This window comes from Frankia casuarinae (assembly GCF_000013345.1).
Lineage (GTDB): Bacteria > Actinomycetota > Actinomycetes > Frankiales > Frankiaceae > Frankia > Frankia casuarinae.
The window spans coordinates 4,978,445-5,002,619 of record NC_007777.1 but is presented as its reverse complement, the minus strand read 5'-3'; the positions used below and the strand labels follow the sequence as shown (position 1 = coordinate 5,002,619).

14 protein-coding genes and 1 pseudogene are annotated in these 24,175 nt (G+C 71.1%); 10 read left to right on the top strand and 5 right to left on the bottom strand.

The genetic code is table 11. The annotated features are described in order from the left end of the window. Positions 1-619: 619 nt before the first annotated feature. Positions 620-1,609: pseudogene (locus tag FRANCCI3_RS25110) on the top strand (IS5 family transposase). Positions 1,610-1,984: 375 nt separating this feature from the next. Here the strand turns inward: FRANCCI3_RS25110 and idi are convergent. Then, positions 1,985-2,578: an isopentenyl-diphosphate Delta-isomerase gene (gene idi, locus FRANCCI3_RS21175; RefSeq protein ID WP_035734199.1), complete on the bottom strand. Its 594-nt coding sequence runs from the start codon at positions 2,576-2,578 to the stop codon at positions 1,985-1,987. Positions 2,579-2,995: 417 nt separating this feature from the next. On the opposite strand from idi, the gene bioB reads away from it, so the two are divergent. Together bioB and FRANCCI3_RS21165 are read left to right on the top strand one after the other, a co-directional pair. Next, positions 2,996-4,078 (top strand): biotin synthase BioB, encoded by a 1,083-nt coding sequence (gene bioB, locus FRANCCI3_RS21170; protein ID WP_035734200.1) that lies wholly within the window; start codon positions 2,996-2,998, stop codon positions 4,076-4,078. Positions 4,079-4,125: 47 nt separating this feature from the next. Continuing rightward, positions 4,126-7,017, top strand: a complete 2,892-nt coding sequence (locus tag FRANCCI3_RS21165; RefSeq protein WP_011438548.1) for a tetratricopeptide repeat protein — start codon at positions 4,126-4,128, stop codon at positions 7,015-7,017. Positions 7,018-7,056: 39 nt separating this feature from the next. On the opposite strand, the gene FRANCCI3_RS21160 is transcribed toward FRANCCI3_RS21165, so the two are convergent. Further along, positions 7,057-9,216 carry a serine/threonine-protein kinase gene (locus FRANCCI3_RS21160; protein WP_011438547.1) on the bottom strand — a complete coding sequence of 720 codons (2,160 nt, stop codon included), beginning with the start codon at positions 9,214-9,216 and terminating at the stop codon, positions 7,057-7,059. Then, entirely contained in the window at positions 9,207-13,874 is a 4,668-nt protein-coding gene (locus FRANCCI3_RS21155; protein ID WP_049761011.1) for an AAA family ATPase, read from the bottom strand. Before FRANCCI3_RS21155 ends, FRANCCI3_RS21160 begins: the two co-directional genes overlap by 10 nt. 517 nt (positions 13,875-14,391) lie before the next feature. On the opposite strand from FRANCCI3_RS21155, the gene FRANCCI3_RS21150 reads away from it, so the two are divergent. After that, on the top strand, positions 14,392-14,982 hold the full coding sequence (locus FRANCCI3_RS21150) for an RNA polymerase sigma factor (protein ID WP_035734204.1): 591 nt from the start codon (positions 14,392-14,394) through the stop codon (positions 14,980-14,982). Positions 14,983-15,069: 87 nt separating this feature from the next. Further along, positions 15,070-16,035, top strand: coding sequence for a hypothetical protein (locus tag FRANCCI3_RS21145; protein ID WP_011438544.1), 966 nt, complete (start codon positions 15,070-15,072; stop codon positions 16,033-16,035). A gap of 104 nt (positions 16,036-16,139) precedes the next feature. On the opposite strand, the gene FRANCCI3_RS27590 is transcribed toward FRANCCI3_RS21145, so the two are convergent. After that, entirely contained in the window at positions 16,140-16,370 is a 231-nt protein-coding gene (locus tag FRANCCI3_RS27590) for a hypothetical protein (protein WP_023841564.1), read from the bottom strand. Positions 16,371-16,825: 455 nt separating this feature from the next. On the opposite strand from FRANCCI3_RS27590, the gene FRANCCI3_RS21130 reads away from it, so the two are divergent. Both FRANCCI3_RS21130 and FRANCCI3_RS28815 read left to right on the top strand, forming a co-directional pair. Next, entirely contained in the window at positions 16,826-18,799 is a 1,974-nt protein-coding gene (locus FRANCCI3_RS21130; protein ID WP_011438542.1) for a hybrid sensor histidine kinase/response regulator, read from the top strand. A gap of 207 nt (positions 18,800-19,006) precedes the next feature. Continuing rightward, positions 19,007-19,495 (top strand): hypothetical protein, encoded by a 489-nt coding sequence (locus FRANCCI3_RS28815; protein ID WP_193359373.1) that lies wholly within the window; start codon positions 19,007-19,009, stop codon positions 19,493-19,495. Here the strand turns inward: FRANCCI3_RS28815 and FRANCCI3_RS23705 are convergent. Beyond that, a complete protein-coding gene (locus FRANCCI3_RS23705) occupies positions 19,413-21,089 on the bottom strand; it encodes an FAD-dependent oxidoreductase (RefSeq protein WP_011438540.1) in 1,677 nt (558 codons plus the stop codon). The genes FRANCCI3_RS28815 and FRANCCI3_RS23705 overlap by 83 nt on opposite strands. Before the next feature lie 485 nt (positions 21,090-21,574). Here FRANCCI3_RS23705 and FRANCCI3_RS21115 point away from each other — a divergent pair, with 485 nt between their 5' ends. The 3 genes from FRANCCI3_RS21115 (at position 21,575) to FRANCCI3_RS21105 (ending at position 24,158) form a co-directional block, all read left to right on the top strand. Further along, a complete protein-coding gene (locus tag FRANCCI3_RS21115) occupies positions 21,575-22,471 on the top strand; it encodes a COG4705 family protein (RefSeq protein WP_035734193.1) in 897 nt (298 codons plus the stop codon). 261 nt (positions 22,472-22,732) lie between these two features. After that, positions 22,733-23,338 (top strand): hypothetical protein, encoded by a 606-nt coding sequence (locus FRANCCI3_RS21110; RefSeq protein WP_148214925.1) that lies wholly within the window; start codon positions 22,733-22,735, stop codon positions 23,336-23,338. A gap of 133 nt (positions 23,339-23,471) precedes the next feature. Beyond that, a complete protein-coding gene (locus tag FRANCCI3_RS21105) occupies positions 23,472-24,158 on the top strand; it encodes a YcnI family copper-binding membrane protein (RefSeq protein WP_236701525.1) in 687 nt (228 codons plus the stop codon). The last annotated feature ends 17 nt before the right edge of the window (positions 24,159-24,175 follow it).

Genomic DNA, 24,175 nt, shown 5'->3' with positions numbered 1-24,175 from the left:
CTGTTTCGACGCCTTGCTCGTATGGGTGGCCGGATGGCCGGGCCGGGAGGACGCAGATCCTCTCCACTGCTGATCCGGAGTAGAGGCTCCCGTTGACCGGTCCGGAGCGGGCCCGTTCCGCCGGCTGATCCGGACGGCGGCCGACCGCGGTGCGACGACGGAGGCAGACGGCTGCTGGCTCGGCAGTGTTCGTCCGCGGCTGCTGGTTCGCCCGTCGCTGATCGCGATCTACGGGTTACCAACCTGATCCGGCGTCCAAACCGGCCGGCTGCTCTGGGTGTTTCGCTCGGCTGACGCCCGGATCGGCGACTCGCCAGCCTGGTTGCTCACGCCGGCCGCTACCCGGCGACGGTGGACCGACCAGGTGCCGAGCGTGGGCGGCATCCAGTCCCGATCTGATCCTCGTTGGCGGCACCGTCCAAGAACTACCGGTTCCCGACGAAACCGCAGGTCGCGATCCACTGCGTGCCCGCCGCGCGCCGCCTGGTCGCGCGCGCCGCCCCCACCTTGTCCGGGCAAAGAGAAACCCCGGCCTGGACCTAGAGCCTGTTCCGGGTTCGGATCACAGGCGGGATGATCGCCTTTCGTGTTCGGGTGCTCCGGCTGGTAGCACGGTTGTATGACTCGTGGCGACCTGACCGACGGTGAGTGGGAGCTGATCGAGCCGTACCTCCCGCTGGGGGCCTCCGGGCTGATCCCTGACCTGCGCAGCTACGTCAACGCGGTGATGTGGAGGTTCCGGACCGGCAGTCCCTGGCGGGACGTGCCCGAACGCTACGGCTCCTGGTCGACGATCTACGACCGGTTCCGGCTGTGGGCGCAGGACGGGGTCTTCCAGACCCTCATGGACGCGATGATCACCGAGGCGGCGGCGCGCGACGATGTCGATCTCAGCCTGGCCAGCGTGGACTCCACCGTCGCCCGCGCGCATCACCACGCGGCGGGCATGGTGGTCGACCCGGATCTCCTGGTCGACCTGGAGAAGGCCCTGACGGAGGAAAAGGGGCTTCAGAAACCGGGCAAAACGACTGTGTGACCGAGGCGCCCGAGGGTGGTGAGGAAGCCGAACGGGCACGGCGCCGCGCGGTACGCCGACGCCGCAGGGCTCGGCTGACCGCCGCCGAGCTGGGACGTTTCCGGGGCGGGCTGACCAGCAAGGTGCACCTCGCGACCGACCGGCGCTGCCGCCCGCTGTCCATCGTCCTGACCCCCGGACAGGCCGCGGACAGCCCGCGTTTCCTCCTGGTCCTGAAGAAAATCAAGGTGCCCGGTCGGGCGCCCCAGGACCCGGCCGGACGCGGTCGCCGGCGACAAGGCGTACTCCTCCCGCGCCAACCGCGCCCACCTGCGCGCCCGGAAGATCCAGGCGGTGATCCCGGAGAAGGCCGACCAGAAGGCCAACCGCAAGAAACGCGGCAGCCTCGGTGGCCGCCCGGTCAGCCACGACGCCACGCTTTACAAGGACCGCAACACCGTGGAGCGCAGCATCAACAAGATCAAGGAATGGCGGGGTCTGGCCACCCGCTACGACAAGACACCCGAAAGCTACGCCGCGGGACTCCACCTACGCGGATCCATCCTCTGGCTACGCAGCCTCCCGACCCCATGATCCGAACCCAGAACAGGCCCTAGTGCTGGTTGGGTGCACCCGTCAGCCGCCGGTTCGACCGCCAAGCAGTGGACGGTAGGTCCGATCGCCTCGGTCATCGACCATGTCCGGGATGCCGTGACGCGGCGGGGTGCCGTGGACTGACGCCGTGCTCCTGCCACCCGCGTCGCGGTGTCGTCGTCGCCACGGACCCCCGGGTCGGGGCCGGCGGCGGACGGTCGCGCGGCGTCCGGGACCATCCGCGGTTCGGTGGCCCCGGGCGTCAGCGCCGGCACGGCAACCCCTCCGGAACAGGATGCCCTCCGGAACAGGATGCCCTCCGGAACAGGATGCCCTCCGGAACAGGACGGAGGGTCGGCTCGCCGGATGGCCGGCTCAGGCGTGGGTTCCGCCGGAGACGAGGGAGAGCGCGGCGGTCAGCGGATGGGCCGCCGCGCTGAACGCCGCCATCTGGTCGACCGACCAGGGGCTTAGCGCCCAGGGCGCGGCGGCGGCCACCCGGCGGTAGTCGTCCCACTCGACCCAGCGCCACTCGACCACCTCGGCCGGGTCCGGATCCGGGTCCCCGAGCGCCCGCGCCACGTAGACCGGGCAGACCTCGTTCTCCACGAGACCGTCGGCGGCGGTGGCGCGGTAGGCGAAGTCCGGCAGCGCGCAGTGCAGGTCGGTCAACTCCAGGCGGAGTTCCTGGCCTACCCGGCGCTCGACGGCCCGCGCCAGATCCTCGCCTGGGCGGGGATGCCCACAGCAGCTGTTCGTCCACACCCCCGGCCAGGTCCGCTTGTCGAGCGCCCGGCGGGTGACGAGCAGCCTGCCGGACGGGTCGAAAAGGTAGGACGAGAACGCCAGGTGCAGGGGGGTGTCGAGGCCGTGCACGGCGATCCGCGGCGCCGTCCCGCAGGGGCGGCGTTCGGCGTCGAGGAGCACGACCTCGTCGGCGGGCGGGACCGACGCGGTGTCACGCGACACCGTCTGTGGTGACGCCGCGTCACGCGGCACCGTCACGACGTCGGAGTCGGATCCTTGCGGGCTCACTCGTGGGCCTCACTTTCCGGTCGAAGGTCCAGTTTCCACTCGAAGGTCCAGTCGCTGGTTCGGTCGGTGTGGGGTGGGCGCCGGCGACGCTGTCGCCCGACACGCACGCGTCGTTCTCCTCCACCCGGGATCCAGTCGCCACATACCCATCCTCCCCTTCCTGCCCGCCGGCGCCGGTTGGCCACGTCCACGTCCGGGCAACCCCGGCCGTACCCCCGCCCCGACGTGGGCGATCGCTGGTTCCGATCAAGGCAACGATGAGAGTGTGGACGCGGCGGAAGGACGATCACCCGCAGGTTTCCGCCGCCCGCCAGTGCCCGCCGTGCCAGCAGAGGATCGAGGATGACGGACATGGACCTGTCAGCCACTCTGAACAGCCTTGTCAGCAAGGGGGTGAGTGGTCAGGCTCCGACCCGGGACGAGGCCCTGGCCGTCCTGCGCAGTGACGACGACGATCTCTTGGACGTCGTCGCCGCCGCCTACCGGCTCCGGCGGAGGTACTTCGGCAGGCGTGTCAAGCTGAACTTTCTGGTGAACCTCAAGAGCGGACTCTGTCCGGAGGACTGTTCCTATTGCTCGCAGCGGCTCGGTTCGAACACGGGAATCCTGAAGTACACCTGGCTCAAGCCCGAGGAGGCCGCCGCGACGGCCGGCGCCGGCATCTCGGGCGGTGCCCGCCGGGTGTGCCTGGTCGCGAGCGGCCGCGGGCCGACGGACCGGGACGTCGACCGCGTGGCGGACACGATCGGCGCGATCAAGACCGCGCATCCGGACGTGGAGGTGTGCGCGTGCCTCGGCCTGCTGTCCGACGGGCAGGCCGCACAGCTGCGGGCGGCCGGTGCGGACGCCTACAACCACAACCTGAACACGGCCGGTGAGAAGTACGCAGACATCTGCACGACGCACACCTACAACGACCGGGTCGACACGGTGCAGGAAGCCAGGCACGCCGGCCTCTCACCCTGCTCGGGTATCATCGCCGGCATGGGGGAGAGCGACGAGGACCTCGTCGACGTCGCCTTCGCGCTGCGCGAGCTCGCCCCGGACTCCATCCCGGTCAACTTCCTCATGCCATTCGAGGGCACGCCCCTGGGGGCGGAATGGAACCTCAACCCCCGGCAGTGCCTGCGCATTCTCGCCATGGTCCGGTTCGTCAACCCCACGGCCGAGGTGCGGCTCTCGGGCGGCCGGGAGATTCATCTCGGCTCGATGCAGCCCCTCGCCCTCTCGGTGGTGAACTCCATCTTCCTTGGTGACTACCTGACCAGTGAGGGTCAGGAGGGCCACCAGGACCTGAAGATGATCGCCGAGGCGGGATTCACGGTGGAAGGCCTCAACACCGACGCCGAGGCGGCGCTGGCCATGGGCGCGGGCCTGGAGCGGGTCGCGCTACGTCAGCGCGGTGCCGGCACCGACCTGCCGCCCAACGCCTGATCCCGGCCTTCACCTCTCGACTGGCGGGGCGTCCGGGTGGCCAGCCGATGAACCCGGCTGGCACGGATACCACCCACGACGCCGGGAAGACGGTGGACTTCTTCGTCTCCTACGCCGGCGTCGACCAGGCGTGGGCGGAGTGGATCGCGGACACCCTGGAGAGGGCTGGCCGCCGCGTGCTGCTCGAGGCATGGGACTTCGTCCCCGGGTCGAACTGGCCTGCGCTCGTCCAGGCGGGACTGACCACCGCAGGCCGGCTCCTGGCGGTGCTGACCCCGGCCTATCTCGCCTCGGTCGGCGCGGCGGCGCAGTGGCAGGCGATCTGGGCGGCGGACATGGGCGGGCGGGGACGCCGGCTGATTCCGGTGCAGGTCGAGCCGTGCGAGCCCGACACGCTCGGCCTGCTCGGCAGCCTCACCTGGATCGACCTGACCGACCTGACCGACCTGGCCGGGCCGGGCGCCGCCGCAGCCGCTCGCGCCCGGCTGCTGGACGGGATACGTGCCGCCGTGACAGGGCAGGTGCGGTCGGTCAATCCCACGCCGCTCCCCACCCGCGACACCCGCGACGTGCCCGCGGCGGCGGACGAGTCCGAACGGGCAGCGCGGTATCCGGGTCGGCCCCCGCTCGTGTGGGGGCTGCCGCCGGAACTGGTGCGTAACCCCCGCTTTGTCGGGCGTGCATCCGAACTCGCCGAGCTGCGCGCGCGACTGACGGGCTTCGACCGGGCCGTGCCCGGCCCCGGTTCCCCTGTGCCGGGGGTGCGGGCCCAGGTGGTGCATGGCCTGGGCGGGGTCGGCAAGACGGAGCTCGTCGTGGAGTTCGCCTACCGGTACAGCCACGCCTACGACCTGGTCTGGTGGATCCGCGGCGACAAGATGACGGAGGTCGTCGCCGGCCTCGCCGCCCTCGCGGCCCAGCTGGGACTCGCCCACGTGGAGGGGGACGAGGCAGCGGCCGCCGCGGCGGCCGAGGCGTTGCGCGCCGGTCGACCTCATCGCCGGTGGCTGTTGGTCGTCGACAATGCCGTTATTGGCAATGCCGTTATTGGCAATGCCGTTATTGGCAATGCCGTCATGGGCAACAACGCCGGTGCTACCGCCACCAACCCCTACCTGTCCAGGCTTCTGCAGGCCGCGGAGACCGCCGAGTTCGGACATCTCGTGATTACCTCGCGCAACCCCGACTGGGCCGGTCGGGCTACCGCAACCGAGGTCGCGGTGCTGCCCCGGAGGGACACGATCGATCTGCTGAGGAGGCACCGAGCCGCGCTGGAGGACGCCGAGGCTGAGCGGCTCGCGGCCGCGGTCGGGGACCTGCCGCTGGCGGCGGAACAGGCCGGAGCCTGGCTCGCCGCCAGCGGCATGACCGTTTCGGACTACCTGGCTGCGTTGCGCGTGGAGACTCGGGAACTCCTTACCCGCGGAAAACCGGACCGCTATCCGTTCATTGTCGCCGCGGCGTGGAACCTGGCCCTGGACGAGATCGGACCGGACGAACCGGCCGTCGTCGAGCTGCTGCAGCTGGCCGGATTCTTCGGCCCGGAGCCCATCCCGCTCGACCTGTTTCCCGCGCTGGTGGTGCTGGGGGAGAGCAACGGGGAGCTGGGGGAGAGCAACGGGGAGGGGACGCTCTGGTCGGCGCTGAGCGCGGCCTGTTCCTCCCCGCTGCGCTGGGGGGACGTGGTCGCCCGCCTCCGTGCTCTCGGGCTGGGCAAGGTCGAACAGGGAACCATCACCTTGCATCGGCTGGTGCAGGCGGTGCTGCGGGACCGGGTTCCGACGTCGCGGCACCTGGAGTTCCGGGCCACCGTCGGCTGGTTGATGATCAGGGCCCTGCCCACCGCGATCCAGGGTAATCCGGCGGCCTGGCCGCGCTGGGCCGCGCTGCTCCCACACCTTCAGGCCCAGATCGAAGCCGAGCCGTCCCCGGCGGACGCGAACGCGGCGGGCATGCTGGGGCTGGGCAATCTGGCGGCGCTCTATCTCCAGGAAACCGGACAGCTCGCCGCCGCCGTGGACCTGCACACCTGGGTGCTGGCTCGAACCGAGCAGGTCGTGGGAACCGACCACCCCAACACCCTGGTTCTCCGGAACAACCTCGCCCTCGCCCTGCAGAAGGCCGGACGCATTTCCGAGGCCATCGGGTTGTACGAGCGGATCCTGGCGCGGGCCAGCCGCATCCTCGAATCCGATGATCCCAATCTGGGGATCAGCCGTAACAATCTCGCCAGCGCCTATTGGGCCGCCGGACGCATCGCGGAGGCCGTCGAACTGCTCGAGCAGGTTGTCGACGACGCTGGACGGATCCGTGGCCCGGACCATCGCGACACCCTGCTGGCCCGGAGCAACCTGGCCAACGCATACCAGACGGCGGGGCGCTTGGCGGAGGCGATCAGGCTGCACGAAGAGGTTCTCGTCGACGTCGTCCGGGTTCTCGGCCAGGAGCATCTCACGACCTTCCTCGTGCGCAACAATCTCGCCAGCTCCTATCAGGCCAGCGGACGGACGACTGAGGCCCTCGACCTGTACGAGCAGGTACTGACCGGCCGGGAAGGCGTTCTCGGCGACAACCATCCCGACACCCTGCTCTCCCGCAGCAATCTCGCCGACGCCTACCAGGCGCTCGGACGTCTGCCCGAGGCGATCGATCTGTACGAGCGGGTTCTCTCCGATGCCCGCGGTGTTCTCGGCGCTGACCATCCACACATCCTGATCACCTGGAACAACCTGGCCTGCGCCGTTGCGGCCGCGGGGCGCCTCGCGGAGGCGATCGACCTGTACGAGCGGGTACTGGCCGACCAGCGGCGTGTCCTCGGACCGGATCACCGCGACACCCTGACCTCGCAGGGAAACCTCGCCAACGCCTACCGGGCCGCCGGACGCACGAATGCCGACGCCGCTGATGGTGCCGACGCCGCTGATGGTGCCGGGGACTGACCATCGTCCGGGTCTTCTATGCTTTGCCGGGTGACCGGTCTATGCGACCGGGAGACGGTGGATGAGGTGCTGGGCGGTGTCGACGACGAAGGCGGTGCCGTCGCTGTGGACGGTGACACCGAGCGGCCGCCGCAGACCTGTTCGGGCATCCGCGAAGATGCGGACGAGTCGATCGTGGGTGACGAGGCGGACCCGTCCCCGATCGGGGTCGGTGACCAGCAGACCGCCCGAGGGGGTGGGCGCCAGCGAGTGGGGTCGACCGACGTCCGCGATCCGGGCCGGGGCTCCGTCGTCGGGGGACGCGCCGTAGAACATCCCGGCGGCCGTGGAGATGATCCCGTCGGCGTCGACAGCCCGCAGCAGGTGATTGTCGGTGTCGGCGAGGTAGACATTCCGTCCGGGCGGGGCCGTGACGTCGTGCGGGCGCCGGAGCTGGGCGAACTGGGCGGGTCCGTGATCTCCGGACAGGCCGGGGACACCCGCCCCCGCCAGCGGTGCCGCCCGCAGATCCGGGTCGATCCGGATCACCTGGTGGCCGCCGGTGTTCGCGACGTACACCAGGCCCGCCGCGTCGACGTAGACGCCGTGCGGATGCGCCAGGTTGAGCGAGGCGGCGTGCCGGGCGGCGGGGCCGGCCGGCGGGCCGTGACGGCCGGAGCCGGCGACGGTGACGATCCGACCGTCCGGCGCGACCCGGCGGATCCGATTATTGAAGCTGTCCGCGATGAACAGGGAACCGTCGGGGCCCAGGGCCAGCCCGCACGGGTTGTCCAGCTCGGCGTTGACGGCCGGCCCCCCGTCACCGTGCGGGCCGCTCTTGCCGGAGCCGGCCACGTGAACCGTCCGGCCGTCGCGTTCGATCCGGAGCACCCGGTGGCGTAGCCGTTGGGACACGTATACCGCACCATCCGGCGCGGCGACCACGCTGTACGGGTAGTCCACCCGCAACGGCGCGGACGTGATGTCGGCCGGGCGGAGGTCGCGCCGCGCGGTCCGGTTCAGGGACCGGCGCCGGATCACGCCGGCTGACCATCGGCGTGGTGAGGCGGTGGCTGGTGGCGGGACGGCTGACGGCGGAGTGTCCGGCGGTGTGCGGGCTGGTGGTGTGCGGGCTGGTGGTGTGCGGGCTGGTGGTGTGCGGGCTGGTGGTGTGCGGGCTGGTGGTGTGCGGGCTGGTGGTGTGCGGGCTGGTGGTGTGCGGGCTGGTGGTGTGCGGGCTGGTGGTGTGCGGGCTGGTGGTGTGCGGGCTGGTGGTGTGCGGGCTGGTGGTGTGCGGGCTGGTGGACTGCCGCGCGCCGCGTCGCGCACATCGTCGTCGAGCCGCAGCGGCAGCGGGCAGCGGGTGAGCCAGCCCGCACCGAGCGCATGGGCCGTCGCGGCGGCGAGATCCAGGGCGAACGCGCGGGCCGACGGCGGGCGTGCACCGGGCTCCTTGCGCAGCGCCCGGTCCACCACCGCGGCGATTGCCGGCGGCGCGGCGTCCAGTGGTTGCGGCGCGACGCGCAGATGATGGTCCATCAGCTGCGCCATCGATAGCGCCCGGACGAACGGTGGGCGGCCGCTGAGCAGTTCGTAGAGGACGATCCCGAGTGCGTACAGGTCGCACGCCGGTCCCGGCGGCCGGCCGTCGAACTGTTCCGGCGCCATGTAGACGGGGGTACCGACGAGCGTGCTCGGGGCCGCGCCGGAAGCGCCGATGAGCTTGGCGATCCCGAAGTCGGTGACCTTCAGCAGGCCGTCGGCGCTGAAGAGAATGTTGTCCGGTTTGATGTCGCGGTGCAGGATCCCGCCCGCGTGCGCGCATTCCAGCGCGGCGGCGGTCGCCAACCCGATCGCGCAGACGACGTCGACGGTCAGCCCGTTCGCCGCGCGGGCCCGCACGGTGCCGCCCGCCAGTCGTTCCATGACGAGCAGGCACAGGTCCCCGGATTCGACGTAGTCGTAGATGCGGACTACGTGGGGATGGTCGAGTCCGGCCAGCAGGCGCGCCTCCGCCAGGAACCGACCGTGGGCGCCGCCGTCCGCCGCGCTGGTCGACAGGACCTTGATCGCAACGGTTCGACCGAGCCGGCGGTGGCGACCCGCGAGGACGACGGCGTGACCGCCGTGCCCGAGCATGGCGGTCACCTCATAGGCGGGGAGCGCCTCGGCCACCCGGTCGGTGATGAACCGTTCCGGCTCCGGTCCGGTCAGCCGCACGGCGGATCGTAGTCGAGGCCCGGCAGGTACTGTTTCCATTCCTCGCGGGTGAGCGGGTCGCCGGCCCGCGCGCACAGCCGCGTGACGACGCTCGCCGGGTCGAGGTCCCAGACGAATCCGATCACCTGGTAGGGCGCTCCGACGATGAAGGCGGTGTCCGGGGCGAAGGCGACCGCAGCGAAGCCGTTGTAGCGGCCGCTGAAGGTGGCGTACGGCACCGGGTCGGCCGGATCGGACATGTCCCACAGCCGCACCACGCCGTTCGCGCCGCCGACGCCCGCCGCCATGAGCCGGCCGTCGGAGCTGAATTCGATGGAGTTGACGCCGGCCCCCAACCCGATGATCGAGGGCAGCGCGCGGGGGGCCCGGCGGTCCGTGACGTCCCACAGGGCGACCTTCGTGTCGAAGCTGCCGACGGCGAGGGTCCTTCCGTCCCGGCTGAAGGCGATGGTGATCAGGGCGCTGGTGAAGCCCGTGATCGTGCTGATGCCCGCCGGTCGGTCCGGTGTCGTGATGTCCCACAACCGGATGGTCCGGTCGCTGCTTCCGGACGCCAGGGTGCGCCCGTCCGGGCTGAAACTGACGGTGGCGACGTCGTAGCGGTGCCCTGCGAGGACGGACCGCCCCCGGGGCGTGGCCGGGGCGGAGATGTCCACCAGGGCCAGCCGGGCGCTCGTGCCGGCCAGCGCGAGGGTCCGGCCGTCCGGGCTGACCTCCAGGTCCTTGATCCCGCCGATGCCGGGATGGATGGTGGACAGCAGCCTGGGACGGTGGATGTCGGCGACGTCCCACAGCGTGACCATGCCGTCGAAGTCGGTGGCGTAGTCGAGGCTGCCGGCGATGAGGACCCTGCCGTTCGGGGTGAACCGGACGCTGCCGACCGCGGCGTTGAATCCGGTCAACGTGGCGGCCGGTAGCGGCCGATCGGGGTCATGCGCATCCCACAGCCGGACGGTCTGCCCGTAGTCCCCGGTGGCTAGGACCCGCCCGTTCGGATGGACCGCCGTCGACCACAGGAAGCGGTGGTGCCCGACCAGCACCGGCCCCGGCACGTCCCACAGGCGCAGGGTGCGGTCGTCGGCACCGGAGGCGAGGGTTCGCCCGTCCGGGCTGAAGGCCAACGCCCACGGCTTCGACGCGTGCGGCAGGACCGCGATGGCGTCGAAATGGCGGGACGGATCGTAGATCTCGACCGCGCTGTTCACCCCCACGGCCACGAGGCCGTCCACGTTGACCGCCACCGCCTCGACCGATCGCACCTCGTCGATGACCTGGAGGGTGGTCGGCCGTCGCGGGTCGGTGAGATCGAAGACCCGCGCGGTGGTGTCGTCGCTGCCGGTCACCGCCGTCTTCCCGTCCGGGCTGATGGCGACCGCACGGACGGCCGTGTTCGCGCTGAGCACGACATTCGGGCCCGCCTCGCCCTTCAGCTCGCTCAGCTCCGCCGGGGCGGCGAGGTCCCGCACGTCCCACAGCAGGGCCCGGCCGTCGTCGCCACCGGTCAGCAGCTCGGTGCCGTCGGGACTGAACGCGACGGCACGGACGTTCGCGGTGTGGGCGGTGATCGCGCCGGCCGGCCGGATCGCGCTCACGTCGGAGACGTCCCACAGCCGCACCTGTGATCCGTACCCGCCGGTGGCAAGGACCCGGCTGTCGGAGCGGAAGGCCAGCCCGTGGATCGAGTCGGAGGCGCCGGGTAACGTCGCCGCGAGCACCGGGTGAGTGGGATCGGTGATGGTCCACAGCCGGACCGTCCGGTCGTCGCTCCCGGTGGCGACGAACCGGCCGTCCGGGCTGAACGCCACGGATTTCACCGCCAGCCGGTGGCCCCTGATCGTGCTGAGCGGGGTGCGGCGGGTGGGGTCTGACGCGGACCACAGGGCGACCGTCCAGTCGTCGCTCGCCGTCGCCACCAGCCTGCCGTCCCGGCTGTAGGCGACCGCGCCGATCGGACGGGTCTGCGTGCCGAGGTGACGGGTGGCGAAGCCGTAGTCGCTCGCGAACGTCGACAGCACGGCGCTGCGCGCCTCCGCCGTCGGCGCCAGGCGGTAGGCGACGGCGCCGAGCTGGGCGGCGGCCAGCGGGTCGGACCTGCGTAGCTGGTCGGCCTGCCGGCCGATCGCCACCGACAGCGCCCGGTCCCGCTCGCCGGCGATCTGGGCCCGTTGCCGGAAGGCGAACGCCATCGCTCCACCGGCGATCAGGGTCAGCACCGTGAGAGCGGCGACGAGCTGGTGCAGCCGCCTGGTCCGCCGGACCTCGGCCCGCCGCGCCGCCTGCTCGGCCGCGAGGGAGGCCGCCAGAAAGTCCCGCGCGACCGGGCTCAGTGCCGTCTGCCGCTGCCCGGCCTGCGCCCACTCCCGGACGGTCGCCAGCCGACTGCCGGCGAACAGGTAGGACGGGTCCCGCCCGCCGTCGTCCCAGGTGGCCGCGGCGTCGGTGAGCCGCTGTCGGGTCACCGCCGCGGCACGATCGACCTCGATCCACTCGCGCAGCCGCGGCCACGAGCGCAGCAGCGCCTCGTGGGAGATCTCGACGGTGTCGGCGTCCACGGTGACGAGTCGGGCGGCGACCAGCGCGTCGAGGACGGCGGAGACGTTCTGGGCTGACGCCGAGTTCTGGGCTGACGCCGAGTTCTGGGCTGACGCCGAGTTCTGGGCTGACGCCGAGTTCTGGGCTGACGCCGACGTGGACAGCAGCTCGGTGCGTGAGACGCGGCGGCGGGTGTCGTCCGTCCCATCCCCGAACTGGATCATCTGTAGCAGGATCTGCCAGGCCGCATCCTGGCCGGCCGCGTCCAGCGTGCCGAAGGTCTCCTCCGCCGTCCGGGCGATGGCCCCCCGTAGACCCCCGGCCCGCAGGTAACCGGCCACCGTCAGAGTGCCGTTCTCGCGTTCCCGCCAGGTGGCGCGCAGCGCGTGCGCGAGCAGGGGCAACGATCCGGGGTCGGCGACGACGCCGTGCTCGTCGGCGCCGATGTCGTGCAGCATCAGATCGACCAGGCCCGGCTCCACCGTGAGCCCTACCGCCTCGGCCGGCTTCACGATGGCGTCGCGCACCTCCGCCGCGGTCATCGGCCCGACCACGACCTGCCCCGTCTGGAGCGCGTCCACCAGCTCCGGATAGGCCGCGCACCAGCCATAGAAGTCGGCGCGGACGCCGATGACGACGACCGCCGGTGGACGGGTGGCCCCGTCCCCGCGGCACGCGGCGACCAGCGCGCGGATGAACGCGCCGCGCTCCTCCTCATCCGCGCACAGGGTGAACGTCTCCTCGAACTGGTCGACGACGATCACCACCCGCCGGGTCGGCGGGGTGGTCCCGCCGCCGGCGGCGGCCGGACCCAGGGCGAGCAGATCCGACAGCGCCCCGACGAAACGGGCGGGTTGCGAGACGACGTCGAGCCGTGCCGCCGCGAGCACGGACAGCCCGGCCGCCTGCGCCACCGTGCGGGCCAGCTCGCGGGCCGGGTGATCCGTGGGTGTCATCAGGACCTGCGGCCAACCGCGGGCGCCCGCCACTGCGCCCCGGGCGAGCGCCGGGAGCAGCCCGGCGCCCAGCAGCGACGACTTTCCCGAGCCGGAGGCACCGACGAGCACCAGCGGACCCGCGCCGTCCAGCCGTTCCTCCAGCCGCGACAGCGCCTCGGCCGTCGCTCGCTCCCGCCCGAAGAACCAGCGCTGCGTGCCGGCGTCGAACGAGGCGAGACCGGGATAGGGGCAGGCGGCCTCACCGGTGGTCCCCCCGCCGTCCGGTGCGCTGGGAAGCCCCGCCGGCTGTCGCGGGGTTGGAGTCACCACCGGGCCGGGGCCGTCGGTGAGCACGGTGGTCGGCGCCGGCTCCAGGTCGGCGATCGGCGGGGTGTGCGCGGCGTTGCCGGCGAGGATCACCCCATCCGACCAGGCGGCGGCGGAATGCAGCACTGCGTTCCCGGCCGCGGTGAGACGTTGGGCGAGCCGCCGGGTCACCTGCCCGACGCTCAGCTCGACCGGGCCGTCCGGGTCGCCGTTGACGAGGAGCCGGACCAGGCCGGCGGACAGCGGCGGTCCGTCATCCGCGGCCGGCCCGGTGTGCGCGGCCAGCGGCGAGGTCAGCACGAGCAGCTCCACGCCGTCGCCGGCCGCGTTGACGCCGCCCCCCGCATCTTCACGAGGACCGGGAACATCCTCGCGAAGACCGGGAACGCGAGGTGGCACCGGCGGGACGGTGGAGTTGGCGACCGTGGTCCGCACCCACAGACCGTCGACGGCGATGAGCCGGGTGGCGGCCCGGCTCGTCGCCATCGTCGCCAGGACCGACGACAACGGCAGGGCCGTGTAGGCCAGGCGATGGGGACGGCTGTCCGACACGGCCGTCGCCAGATGGATCATCCCGTCGGCGTCGACGAGGACGATGCCGGCGTAGTAGACGAGGAGAGCCTCGGTGGCCTGCTCGACGGCCGCCGCGAGAGCCTCGCCGAGATCGAGCGGGGTCGCCGGGTCGACGACCGTGCGCAGGCTTTCCTCGGCCAGCCCGCAGCGCTCCACGAACACGCCGCCGACCGCGGCCACGGCCCGCGCTACCACGGCGCCGACCTCGCCCGCCCGGTCGACGCCGGGCCCACCGAGCCCGCCCGTGCCGACGACGAGAACCCGCGCACCGGCGGATCCCAGAACCAACCGCGACGTCCGCGACGTCGATGAACGAGCCACAGCTCTCGCCCTGCCCCCCGTGCCCGACATAAGCGGCCAGATGCCCCCGACCAGGTCATCCAGCTGGCGCATCAACCATAGATCAATCCGACGGCGCCCGGGCGGAATGCCGCGGAACCCGAACGTTATCCTCGGGGCGCGGCTGAGTCTGACCGTGCCAGTGCGTTGTCGCTGTGCTATGAGCAAGCCCCCCATGTCCGGCCGTTCCGGGCGAGGTCGCATCATCTGCGCGGTGAGCGAGAGCGCGGAGCTGAGCGCAGATGCGGTCGCCACTGAGGGCATCCCGCGACGATCATCTTCCTCGGTGAGGCCGGCCTCGGCGGGGCCGGCCTCCGCGCCTGGCGGCCCGGCGGCGCTGGTGCCGGCGCCGGCGGCCGGCCACCAAACCCGCGCCGGGGTCGGCAGGCCGTCCGTTGGGGAGCCGTCCCCCAAGGAGCCGTCCGTCAAGGAACCGTCCGTCGAGGAGTCGGATCTTTCCTCGGCGGTGAGCGGGGCACGCCGCGGTGACGAGGCGGCCTTCAGGCTGCTCTACCGGACGATCCAGCCGGGTCTGTTGCGGTACCTGCGGGTACTCGTCGGTGACGAGGCCGAGGATGTCGCGTCCGAGGCATGGCTGCAGATAGCCCGGGACCTGCCGTCGTTCCGTGGGGACTTCGACGGGTTTCGCGGCTGGGTAGCCACGATCGCGCGTCATCGCGCGCTCGACCAGCTGCGCCGGCGATCTCGCCGCCCGCGCGGTGACGTACCGGTCGAGACGGTGATGACGGAGATGGCCGCGCCCGATGACACCGCCGGCGAGGCGTTGGAGGCGATGTCCACCGAGGCCGCCATGCGCCTGATCGCGGGCCTGCCGTTGGACCAGGCGGAGGCGGTGCTCCTGCGGGTGGTCATGGGGCTGGACGCGAAGACCGCGGGGCGGGTTCTGGGCAAGCGCGCCGGCGCGGTCCGCACCGCGGCGCACCGGGGGCTACGCAGGCTTGCCGAACAGCTCGGTGATGGTGGGGGCACCGGGGTTGGTCGACCGGAGGCAGGTGAACCAGGTGAACATGGTCGGGGTGGCGGCGCGCGGCGATGACCATGGGCTCCGGCCAAGTGCAACACGGCCAGGTGTAACACGGCCAGGTGTAACACCGGTGAGGGCTTCGACGCTGAAGGACGTGAGATGAGCACACACCGACCCCGTCGGATCGGCCGGGGCGCCGCGGAGCGGATGCTTCGCGGCGGCCCGGTCAATGCGGGGGCCGGTGCGGATCCCCTTGCCGATCTGCTCGCCGCCGTGGCCGCTCCGGCCCGCGAGGGCGAGCTCGACGGTGAGGAAGCGGCTGTGGCCGCTTTCCGGGAGGCGCGTCTCGCTCACGTCACCCAGCCGCGGAGAGAGCCCATGTCCAAGTTGTTGCTCGCGAAGTTCCTGACCGCGAAGGTCGCCGCCGTGGCGGTCGCGGCCACGGCCGTCGGAGGCGTCGCCGCCGCCGCCGGCACAGGAGTACTGCCCGTCCCCGGTGTAGGTGGCAGCGCCGCTGTGTCCCCGGTGGCTACGCCCTCCGCCGAGGTGACCGCGCCGCGGGTCTCAGTGCCGAGCGCCGGTGCGTCCGTCTCGGCGTCCCTGCTCGCGCTGTGCCATACCTACACGGCCGACGCCGGCGCGGCTCTCAGTTCCCCGGACCTGAACGCGCTGGTCACTGCCGCTGGCGGCAGTGACCAGGTCGGCGCCTTCTGCGCGAAGGCCCTGCGGGCCGAGGCCAGCGCCGGGGTGGGTGCGGCCGCCGGGCCGGGCGGCACGGGTGCCGGCGCGCGGGTTCCGGGTGCGGGCGTGGGTGTGGGTGCCGGGCCGGGTGGTGCGGGTCTTGGCGTCGGGGTGGGGCCGAGTGCGGGTGTGGGTGCGGCCGCGGGGCCGGGTGGTGCGGGTCTTGGCGTCGGGGTGGGGCCGAGTGCGGGTGTGGGTGCGGCCGCCGGGCCGGGCGGCACGGGTGCCGGCGCGCAGGTTCCGGGTGCGGGCGTGGGTACGACCGCGGGGCCGGGTGGTGCGGGTCTTGGCGTCGGGGTGGGGCCGAGCGCGGGTGTGGGTGCGGCCGCCGGGCCGGGCGGCACCGGTCTCGGCGCTAGCGTGGCGCCGTCGGTTCGTCGCTGACCGGTAGGTGTCCCAGGAGGGCCCCGGCAGGCCAGGAGGGCCCCGGCCGGCCTGGAGGGGGCCGGCCGGCCTGGAGGGGGCCGGCCGGCCCCCGGGGTCGGGGTTCAGGCGGCGAGCCCGTGCCGTGCGTCCGCTGCCTGACAGCTGACGACCAGTTCGGCGTCGCGGGAGGCCTCCAGCAGGCCGAGTGCCACGAACCGGTGGACCAGGTCGGGATGCAGCCCGCCGCGGCTGGCGACCGTCTCCACGGTCAGCTTCCGGGCTGGTGCCAGCGGGTAACGCGGCCGGGTGGTCGACGGCGCCGTCCGCTGCCGCGACGGGAATGGAGTGGTCATCGCCGGGATCCCTTGCTCGGATCGGACTTTCTGGGGTCGGAGTTCCTCAGGTCGGAGTTCCTCGGGTCGAAGGTCCAGGTGGCCGCCAGTTCTCCGAACAGCGCCCGCTCCCGGTCGGTCGGCCTCGGCGGCACTGCCACGCTGACCTCGGCTTCCTGGTCGGCGCCCGGGATCGGCCCGGGGCGCCGCCGCCGAGAACGTGCCGCCGAGGCCGAGTGTTACGCCATCAGATGGCTTCCCGATCCACCGGCGCCTCAAAACCACCCACCTGAGCCTCAAAACCACCCGCCGGGATCCCACCAAGCCGATCAGGTCGGTCCTCCGGGAGAAGGCACGCATAAGCGGTGAACCACGGTGGCGGGTTGGCACGGGTCGGCACGGGGGGTCGGCATCTGTGCTACGGTCCACTCCGCCTCACTTAAAGAGTCGGTCCGATTACCGATCGTGGTGATGTGGTGAAGGGTTCCTCAGACCTGGCCAGCGGTCTGTTGGAGGCGGCACCGGACGCGATCGTCGCCGTCCGGGACGACGGGGCCATCGTCCTGGTCAATACGCAGGCCGAGCGGCTGTTCGGCTACACCCGCGACGAGCTGGTCGGCCAACCGGTCGAGATCCTCATCCCGGTCGGTGTCCGCGCCGTCCATCCTGATCATCGGAACCGCTACTTCGCCGATCCCCGGCCGCGCCCGATGGGTGCCGGCATGGAACTGGCCGGGCGCCGCCGCGACGGCAGCGAGTTCCCCGCCGAGATCAGTCTCAGCCCGTTGGAGACCGAGGAGGGAACGATTGTCTCCGCGGCCGTGCGTGACGTGACCGACCGCAAACGGGCGGAGGCGAAGTTCCGCGGCCTGCTGGAAGCCGCGCCCGACGCGATCATCGGAGTCCGCCCCGATGGACAGATCGTCCTGGTCAACGCGCAGGCCGAGCGGCTGTTCGGCTACACCCGCGACGAGCTGGTCGGCCAACCGGTCGAGATCCTCATCCCGGTCGGTGTCCGCGCCGTCCATCCTGATCATCGGAACCGCTACTTCGCCGCCCCCCGCCCCCGGCCGATGGGTGCCGGCCTCCAGCTCGCCGCCCGCCGCCGCAACGGCAGCGAGTTCCCCGTGGAAATCAGTCTCAGCCCGCTGGAGACCGAGGAGGGAATACTCGTCTCCGCGGCGGTCCGGGACGTCACCGACCGCCTCGAAGCCCAGGCCGAGGGGGAACGGTTGCGCGTCGAGGCGCAACGCCGCAACTTCGAGGCCCAGCTCCACCAGTCCCAGCGGTTGGAAAGCCTCGGCCAGCTCGCCGGCGGGGTGGCGCACGACTTCAACAACCTCCTCGGCGTCGTCATCAACTATGCCTCGTTCGTCGCCGAGGAGGTCGCCCAGGCTGCCGCCACACAGACCGCGGGCGGACGGTGGAGCGACGTGCTGCGCGACATCGAACAGATCCAACGCGCCGCCGACCGCGCCACCGCCCTCACCCACCAGCTCCTCACCTTCGGCCGCCGCGAAACCGTGCAGCCCCGGGTACTCGACCTCAACCAGGTCGTCACCGACCTGGAGAACCTGCTGCACCGCACCCTGGGCGAACACATCGAGCTGCACATTCATCTGCAACCCGAGCTGTGGCCCATCCTGGCCGACCCCGGCCAGATCGAACAGGTCCTGACCAACCTTGCCGTCAACGCCCGCGACGCCATGCCCGACGGCGGCGTGCTGACCATCGACACCGCCAACATCACGATCGATCCGGACTACGCGGGCGAACGCCCGGGCGTGAAAGCCGGCCCGCATGCCCGGATCCGCGTCTCCGACAGCGGCACCGGCATGCCCCCGGAGGTCCTTGCCCGGGTCTTCGAACCGTTCTTCACCACGAAACCCAAGGGGGAAGGCTCCGGCCTCGGCCTCGCCACCGTCTACGGGATCATCAGCCAGGCCGGCGGAAACACCGACATCTACTCCGAACCCGGGGTTGGCACCACCATTCGCTGCCTGCTCCCCGCCACCGCCGCCATCACCACGGACGCCGCCGGTCAGCCGGACACCACGACCGGCACTCCAGCACACGCGGGCGAGACCGTCCTGCTCGTCGAGGACCAGCCCGCCATCCTCGAGGTCACCCGCCGCCTGCTTGCCCGCAACGGCTACCAGGTCCTCACCGCTACCTCCGCCGACGAGGCCCTCCCCCTCGCAGCCGACCACCCCGGCCCCATCCACCTGCTGCTGACCGACGTCATCATGCCGCGCCTGCAGGGCAAGGAACTCGCCAGCCGGATCCGCTCCACCCGCCCCGAAATCCGGGTGCTCTACATGTCCGGCTACGCCCACCCGGTCCTCGCCACCCAGGGGAAACTTGATCCCGGTGTCATCCTGCTCGAAAAGCCCTTCTCCGAACGGGTCCTGCTCGCCAAAGTCCGAGATGCCCTCAACTCTTCGACCTGACCAAGAATCAACCAGGACCCACCTCAACGGCCGGGATATTTCCTTTCTTCCCCGTTGATAAGAAATATCCGTCAGCCGGCGCTTTCGTCGTCGCTTGTCCTGCCGCGTGGCCCTGGCCGCGGATGGTGGTTTCTGCGGTTGACAGTCTCTGCCCGCGTCATAGGCTCAGCCGTGGGACGGATGCCCGACCGGGGTAGAGTGATGATAATGAATCAGCAGGAAGCGCAGCAGGTGGAGCGCGTGCTGCGGCAGAACTGGCAGCAGATCCGATACCAGATCCTTGACCAGTTCGCCGAGGTAAACTCGTCGGACCTGGACGCAGCCTCGAGCGTTGACGACCTTGTTCAGCGCATCGCCGACAGGTCGCACTACAGCGACAGGTATGTAGAAAGCAGGATACGCGAGCTGGTGGGTGTTGCGGCGGGCGCCGGCACCGGTCCGGCGGCGCAACCCACCGCCGCGGCGGCGGCCACAGCCGAGCAGGCCCCAGCGCCAGCCGCGGCCGAGCAGCCGGGGGCCGGGGGCCAAGCGGAGCAGTCCGTGGCCGAGCAGGCCGGGGCGGAGCAGGCCGGGGCGGAGCAGGCCGGGCAGCGGTTCGGCGGGCAGCAGCCGTTTACCGCGGGCCAAGCGGAGCAGGCCGGGGCGGAGCAGGCCGGGCAGCGGTTCGGCGGGCAGCAGCCGTTCGCCGGGGCGTAGCCGCCGAGGCAGACCGGAGGGTGGGGCGCCGTCCAACGATGGAAAGCACCCCACCCTCGGGATGTCCGCGGTAGAGGAGTACTCGAAGGCGCCTTCGAGTGGCTGGGGGTGCTTTCCTACCCGGGATCCGCCGCCCGTCATTCCTCAGTGCCCGACGGCGGCAGTGCCCGACGGCGGCAGTGCCCGACGGCGGCCGACTCCGTGTCGGTGGATCGGCATCGGCCCACGCAGGCGGGCGCGACAGGTCGTCGGTCGGAGCCGGCGGGTCCGCCACCCACCGTTCGACTCGGGTGCGGACCTCGTCAGCGAGGAGGAACTCGGGCCGGATCAAGCCCAGCGCCCGGTAGAATTCGCCCGCGACGTAAGCGTCGTCGACGGCGGTGGCGCGCACCATGCCCAGGTATTGTGCGCCCGCCCGCTCTTCGGGTGTCGGGGCGGGCATATTACGGCTTTCCGTCACGGGAAAGACCAGGTCGGATGCGGTCGCGGCCTGCCAGGCGAACGAGGTGACGGCCATGACGTCGTCGTGGAGACGCTCGACGGCCGTGTCCAGATCGTCCGCCTGACGCAGGCGGTCGCGCAAGGCCACCGCCTGCAGGACGGCCGCGGTCATGCCTTGGCCGTACACCGGGTTGTATACGGCCACCGCGTCGCCGACCGCGATGAACCCCTGTGGCCGCCGAGCCAGCTCGTTCCAGCGGCGGAGCCGATTCACTGACATCCTCGTCGTCCTGATGTCGGTGACGGGCTCGGCACGTTGCCACATCTCGTGCAGGACGGGGGTGACGGCGGTCCGGAGAAACTCGTCGAAGCCCGCCGGGTCGCCGGGCGGGAAGTCACGGCTGGTCCCGACGGCCATGAGGCCATAGAGGTTGTTCTCCTCCGGCAGGAGGAACGCACCTCTGGTGTTGTGCGGTGCCGGTGGCGCGCACACTGCCCGTAGGTCTCCCGGTAGGGCATCCTCGGGCAAGTGGCAGTGCACGGTGGCGTAACCGAGGAACGGTTGCACCGTCGACTCCGGCGGGGCGTCGAACCCGGCGTCGGCGAGCCAGTGCGGGGAGCGAGATGCGCGGCCGCCGGCGTCCACCACAAGCTCGGCCTCGATCAGTCCGCCCAGACCGTCGAGGTCGTCGCACACGACCGCGTCTACCCGGTCGCCGCCGGCCCTGCGCAGGCCGATGGTCTCGGCGTGGCGGAACCGGACGTTCGGTAGCCGGCGGGTCAGCGTCCGGATGGTGTGCTCGGTCAGGGCCCGCGTGCCGAACACGGACCGCATGTCGGATGGCGCACGCCGGATCCAGCCTTCGGGAAAGAAGTAGGCGACGTCGCGTTGCGGGTCATACGGCGGCGCGCCCTGGTCGGTCATCGCGACCGTGAAGCCGCCGTAGAGTTCGTCGAGCGCCGATGCGCCGCCGAACAGCAGGCCGTGCAGATGAGGCGCCTGCGGGACGTTGCGCCGTTCTTCGACGGTTGTCGGCAGGGCGTCTCGGTCGAGAATGGTGACCGCGGCGAAGTGTTCGCTCAGCACGCGCGCCGCGGTGAGTCCCGCAATACCTCCGCCGACGATGACGGCATGGTCCCGCTGTACAGGCATTCCTACCTCCACTCCCGATCTTTCGATTAGGAATCGTAACAGGCGAGGGAGGTCCCGGGCGTGGAATGCCGCCCCGGCAGGAAAGATGCGCGTCCACGGCATTGCCGGTTCCGCGACGTCGGAGTTGAGGAAGCCCTCCACCACTCGCAGCGGCACGCGCAGAAGCGGGTCATCTCCGTCTGCCGGTAACCATGAAGATGATCATGGACCCGGGCCGGCCGGCCCCTGTCCAGCCGGGCGGGTCTGGTTGGAGCAGTGGGATCGATCCCGTGTGCCGGTGGCGGGTTCCTGGCGGGATATAGTGGCTTTTTCTGTGCTAAGTGAGGCCGCTCGACGTCGGGACACTGCCTCACACCCTCTTCACATCGGCGGGATGGCAGCGTGGGCTCGACGCAGGTCCCCGACGTGTAGCCGGGAGCCCCGTGTCCACCGTGCCTGCTCTAAACTTCCTCGATCCGGCACCCATCGAGTCAGAAAGCATATCGATGCCGCCTTCATCGCACAGTCGGACCCGCGCGCGGGAGCCCCTTGCGCCTAAAGTGCCGGAAATCACGGCTCTGTTCTGGGTGGTGAAGATTCTGACCACCGGCATGGGTGAGGCGACCGCAGACTACCTTGCGCATGTCAACTTGGTACTCGCAGCTGTCATCGGTACCGTCGGGTTCACGGTCGCGCTATGGCTGCAGTTCCGCGCCCGGCGCTATTTCGCCCCCGTCTACTGGTTCGCCGTGATGATGGTGGCGGTCTTCGGCACCATGGCCGCCGACGGCCCGCCCATCGGCCATGTCGGCTCGGCGATCTTCTATACCATGCTCCTCGCAACCGTCTTCTTTCTCTGGCGTCGCGCTGAGGGAACGCTGTCGATTCACAGCATCGTGACCCGCCGCCGGGAGACTTACTACTGGCTGGCGGTGCTCGCGACCTTCGCCCTGGGCACCGCGGCCGGCGATGTGACCGCGACCACCATGCACCTGGGCTTTCTGGCCTCGGGCATCGTGTTCACGGCGATCATCGCGGTGCCCGCGGTTGCCTGGTGGCGGTTCGGGTTGAACGAGGTCGTCGCCTTCTGGCTCGCCTACATCGTCACGCGGCCGCTCGGTGCGTCCTTCGCCGACTGGCTCGGTAAGCCTCACTCGCACAGCGGTGTCGGCTTCGGCGACGGACCGGTCAGTGGTGGCGCCACTATCATGATCGTTATATTGGTCGCCTACCTGGCCGTTACCCGCAGGGACGTCCAGCCCAATACAATTCGGTCCGCCGACCTCCTCGTTCCTGGTATGCAGCGAAGCAACACCGGAAGTAATACCGCGAGCGGCAACGCCCGGTCCGCGACGATCCCAGGCCCTGCCCGTCCGCCGGGCCAGCAGGCCCAGGTCGACTAACCCGGCCCGACCACCCCGGCCCGACCGTCATTGATCGAAGCGATCGGCGTCTCCGCTCTCGGCCGGCCATGGCTGGCGCCGAGAAGCGACTGAGCGAGCTCTCCATAAGGCCTATTACGACCCGCGGCGTACCCCCGGGGCGAAGTTCATGGTCACCCTGCCCACGAGACGCCCAGGACCGCCAGCCAGATCATCAACCCCAATCGCACGGTTCCGGGGGGTGTGGCCATGACCGCGGCGGGCATGGCAAGCTTGCTCGCTGTGGCAGCAGAGTGCGAGGTGGACAGCGGGACGGCCCGGTTGGGCCGAGCCGTCGTGTTCGCCTCGTCCTCGGTGTGTCTGGCCTGGGCCGCGCACGTCTCTGGCGGGGCGCCGCGGCCAGCCGCTGGGATCATGCTGGTTGCGGTCCTCCTCCTCACCCGGGTGGCGTTCGGGCTCGCGGACCGCGAGCGAGGAGTCGCTGCGCTGCTCGCGGGTCTGGGGGCGACGCAGATCGCCCTCCATGTCACCTTCGTACTTGCGCATCCGCACACCCACCTGGCCAGCGGTCCGAGCCTGGATGTTCCGATGACGGCGGCCCATGGCATTGCCGTGGGCTGTGTGGGGTTGATGCTTCGTCACTCCGAGCGGGCTGTGTGGTGCGCGGCCGGACTGAGGCCGCGCACCGTCGTGGCCCTGTTGCTGTATCCGGTGACCGTCGCCGTCGTTCCGCCTGTCCCACCCACCGTGAAGATCAACCTTCGGAAGCGGGTGCCGAGACCGCACGCTCGCCCCCTTGGCCGTGGCGCACGGCGCCGGGGACCACCCGCTTCCCCTTTTCCGGGGTTGACGTCACGGCGAGCGTTGATGTCACGGCGAGCCTGGTAGACGAGTTCCGCTGGCGGGCTCATCTGCCCGACGAACGACCCCGGCGCGAGCAAGGCAAGGCATCTTCAGGTGGTCCCACGCGCCGTGGGACGTTCGAAGGGATCTTATGTACCGCAACGTTCGGCGTGCCGGCATGCTTGCCGGCACTGCCGCGGCAGCGATGTTCCTCCTAGCTGGACCGGCGTCCGCCCATGTCACGGTGCAGCCGCCGACGGCTGCCGCGGGCAGCTACGCCACCTTGTCGTTCAAGGTCCCCACGGAGAAGGACACCGCGTCCACGACCGGGTTGGACGTCCAGCTTCCTACCGACACCCCGATCGCGTCCGTGTCGGTCCAGCCCAAGGCGGGGTGGACATACAAGATCACCAAAGCGGCCCCGTCGAAGCCGCTCATGACGGACGACGGAGAGGTCAAGGAGATCGTTACCAGGATTGCCTGGACGGCGCAGGGGGATGGCGGGATCAAGCCCGGGGAGTTCGACACCTTCACCGTCTCCGCCGGGCCGCTGCCCGAAAACACCGACCACATTGTGTTCAAGGCATTGCAGACCTACTCCGATGGTTCGGTCGTGCGGTGGGTCGATGTCGCCGCCCCAGGCGCCCAGGAGCCTGAGAAGCCGGCGCCGGTCCTCACGCTGACGGCATCCTCCCCGGGGTCCGGTGGGCCTGGCGCGGCCGCGGCGCGGTCGGACGAAGCCGCATCGGCCTCCGACGATTCCGACGGGACGGCGCGTGGCCTGGGGATTGCTGGCCTTGTCCTTGGCGCACTCGGGTTGTTGGCCGGTGGATTCGCGCTGATCTCTTTGCGACGGCGCGCCTAACCGTCGTGCGCCGCATC

Excerpts from the sequence above, each read along its gene's own strand:
- bioB (WP_035734200.1), top strand. The coding sequence starts at position 2,996 with ATGGACCTGTCAGCCACTCTGAACAGCCTTGTCAGCAAGGGGGTGAGT.
- FRANCCI3_RS21165 (WP_011438548.1), top strand. The coding sequence starts at position 4,126 with ATGAACCCGGCTGGCACGGATACCACCCACGACGCCGGGAAGACGGTG.
- FRANCCI3_RS21145 (WP_011438544.1), top strand. The coding sequence starts at position 15,070 with ATGAGCACACACCGACCCCGTCGGATCGGCCGGGGCGCCGCGGAGCGG.
- FRANCCI3_RS27590 (WP_023841564.1), bottom strand. The coding sequence starts at position 16,370 with ATGACCACTCCATTCCCGTCGCGGCAGCGGACGGCGCCGTCGACCACC.
- FRANCCI3_RS28815 (WP_193359373.1), top strand. The coding sequence starts at position 19,007 with ATGAATCAGCAGGAAGCGCAGCAGGTGGAGCGCGTGCTGCGGCAGAAC.
- FRANCCI3_RS23705 (WP_011438540.1), bottom strand. The coding sequence starts at position 21,089 with ATGCCTGTACAGCGGGACCATGCCGTCATCGTCGGCGGAGGTATTGCG.
- FRANCCI3_RS21115 (WP_035734193.1), top strand. The coding sequence starts at position 21,575 with ATGCCGCCTTCATCGCACAGTCGGACCCGCGCGCGGGAGCCCCTTGCG.
- FRANCCI3_RS21105 (WP_236701525.1), top strand. The coding sequence starts at position 23,472 with ATGCTTGCCGGCACTGCCGCGGCAGCGATGTTCCTCCTAGCTGGACCG.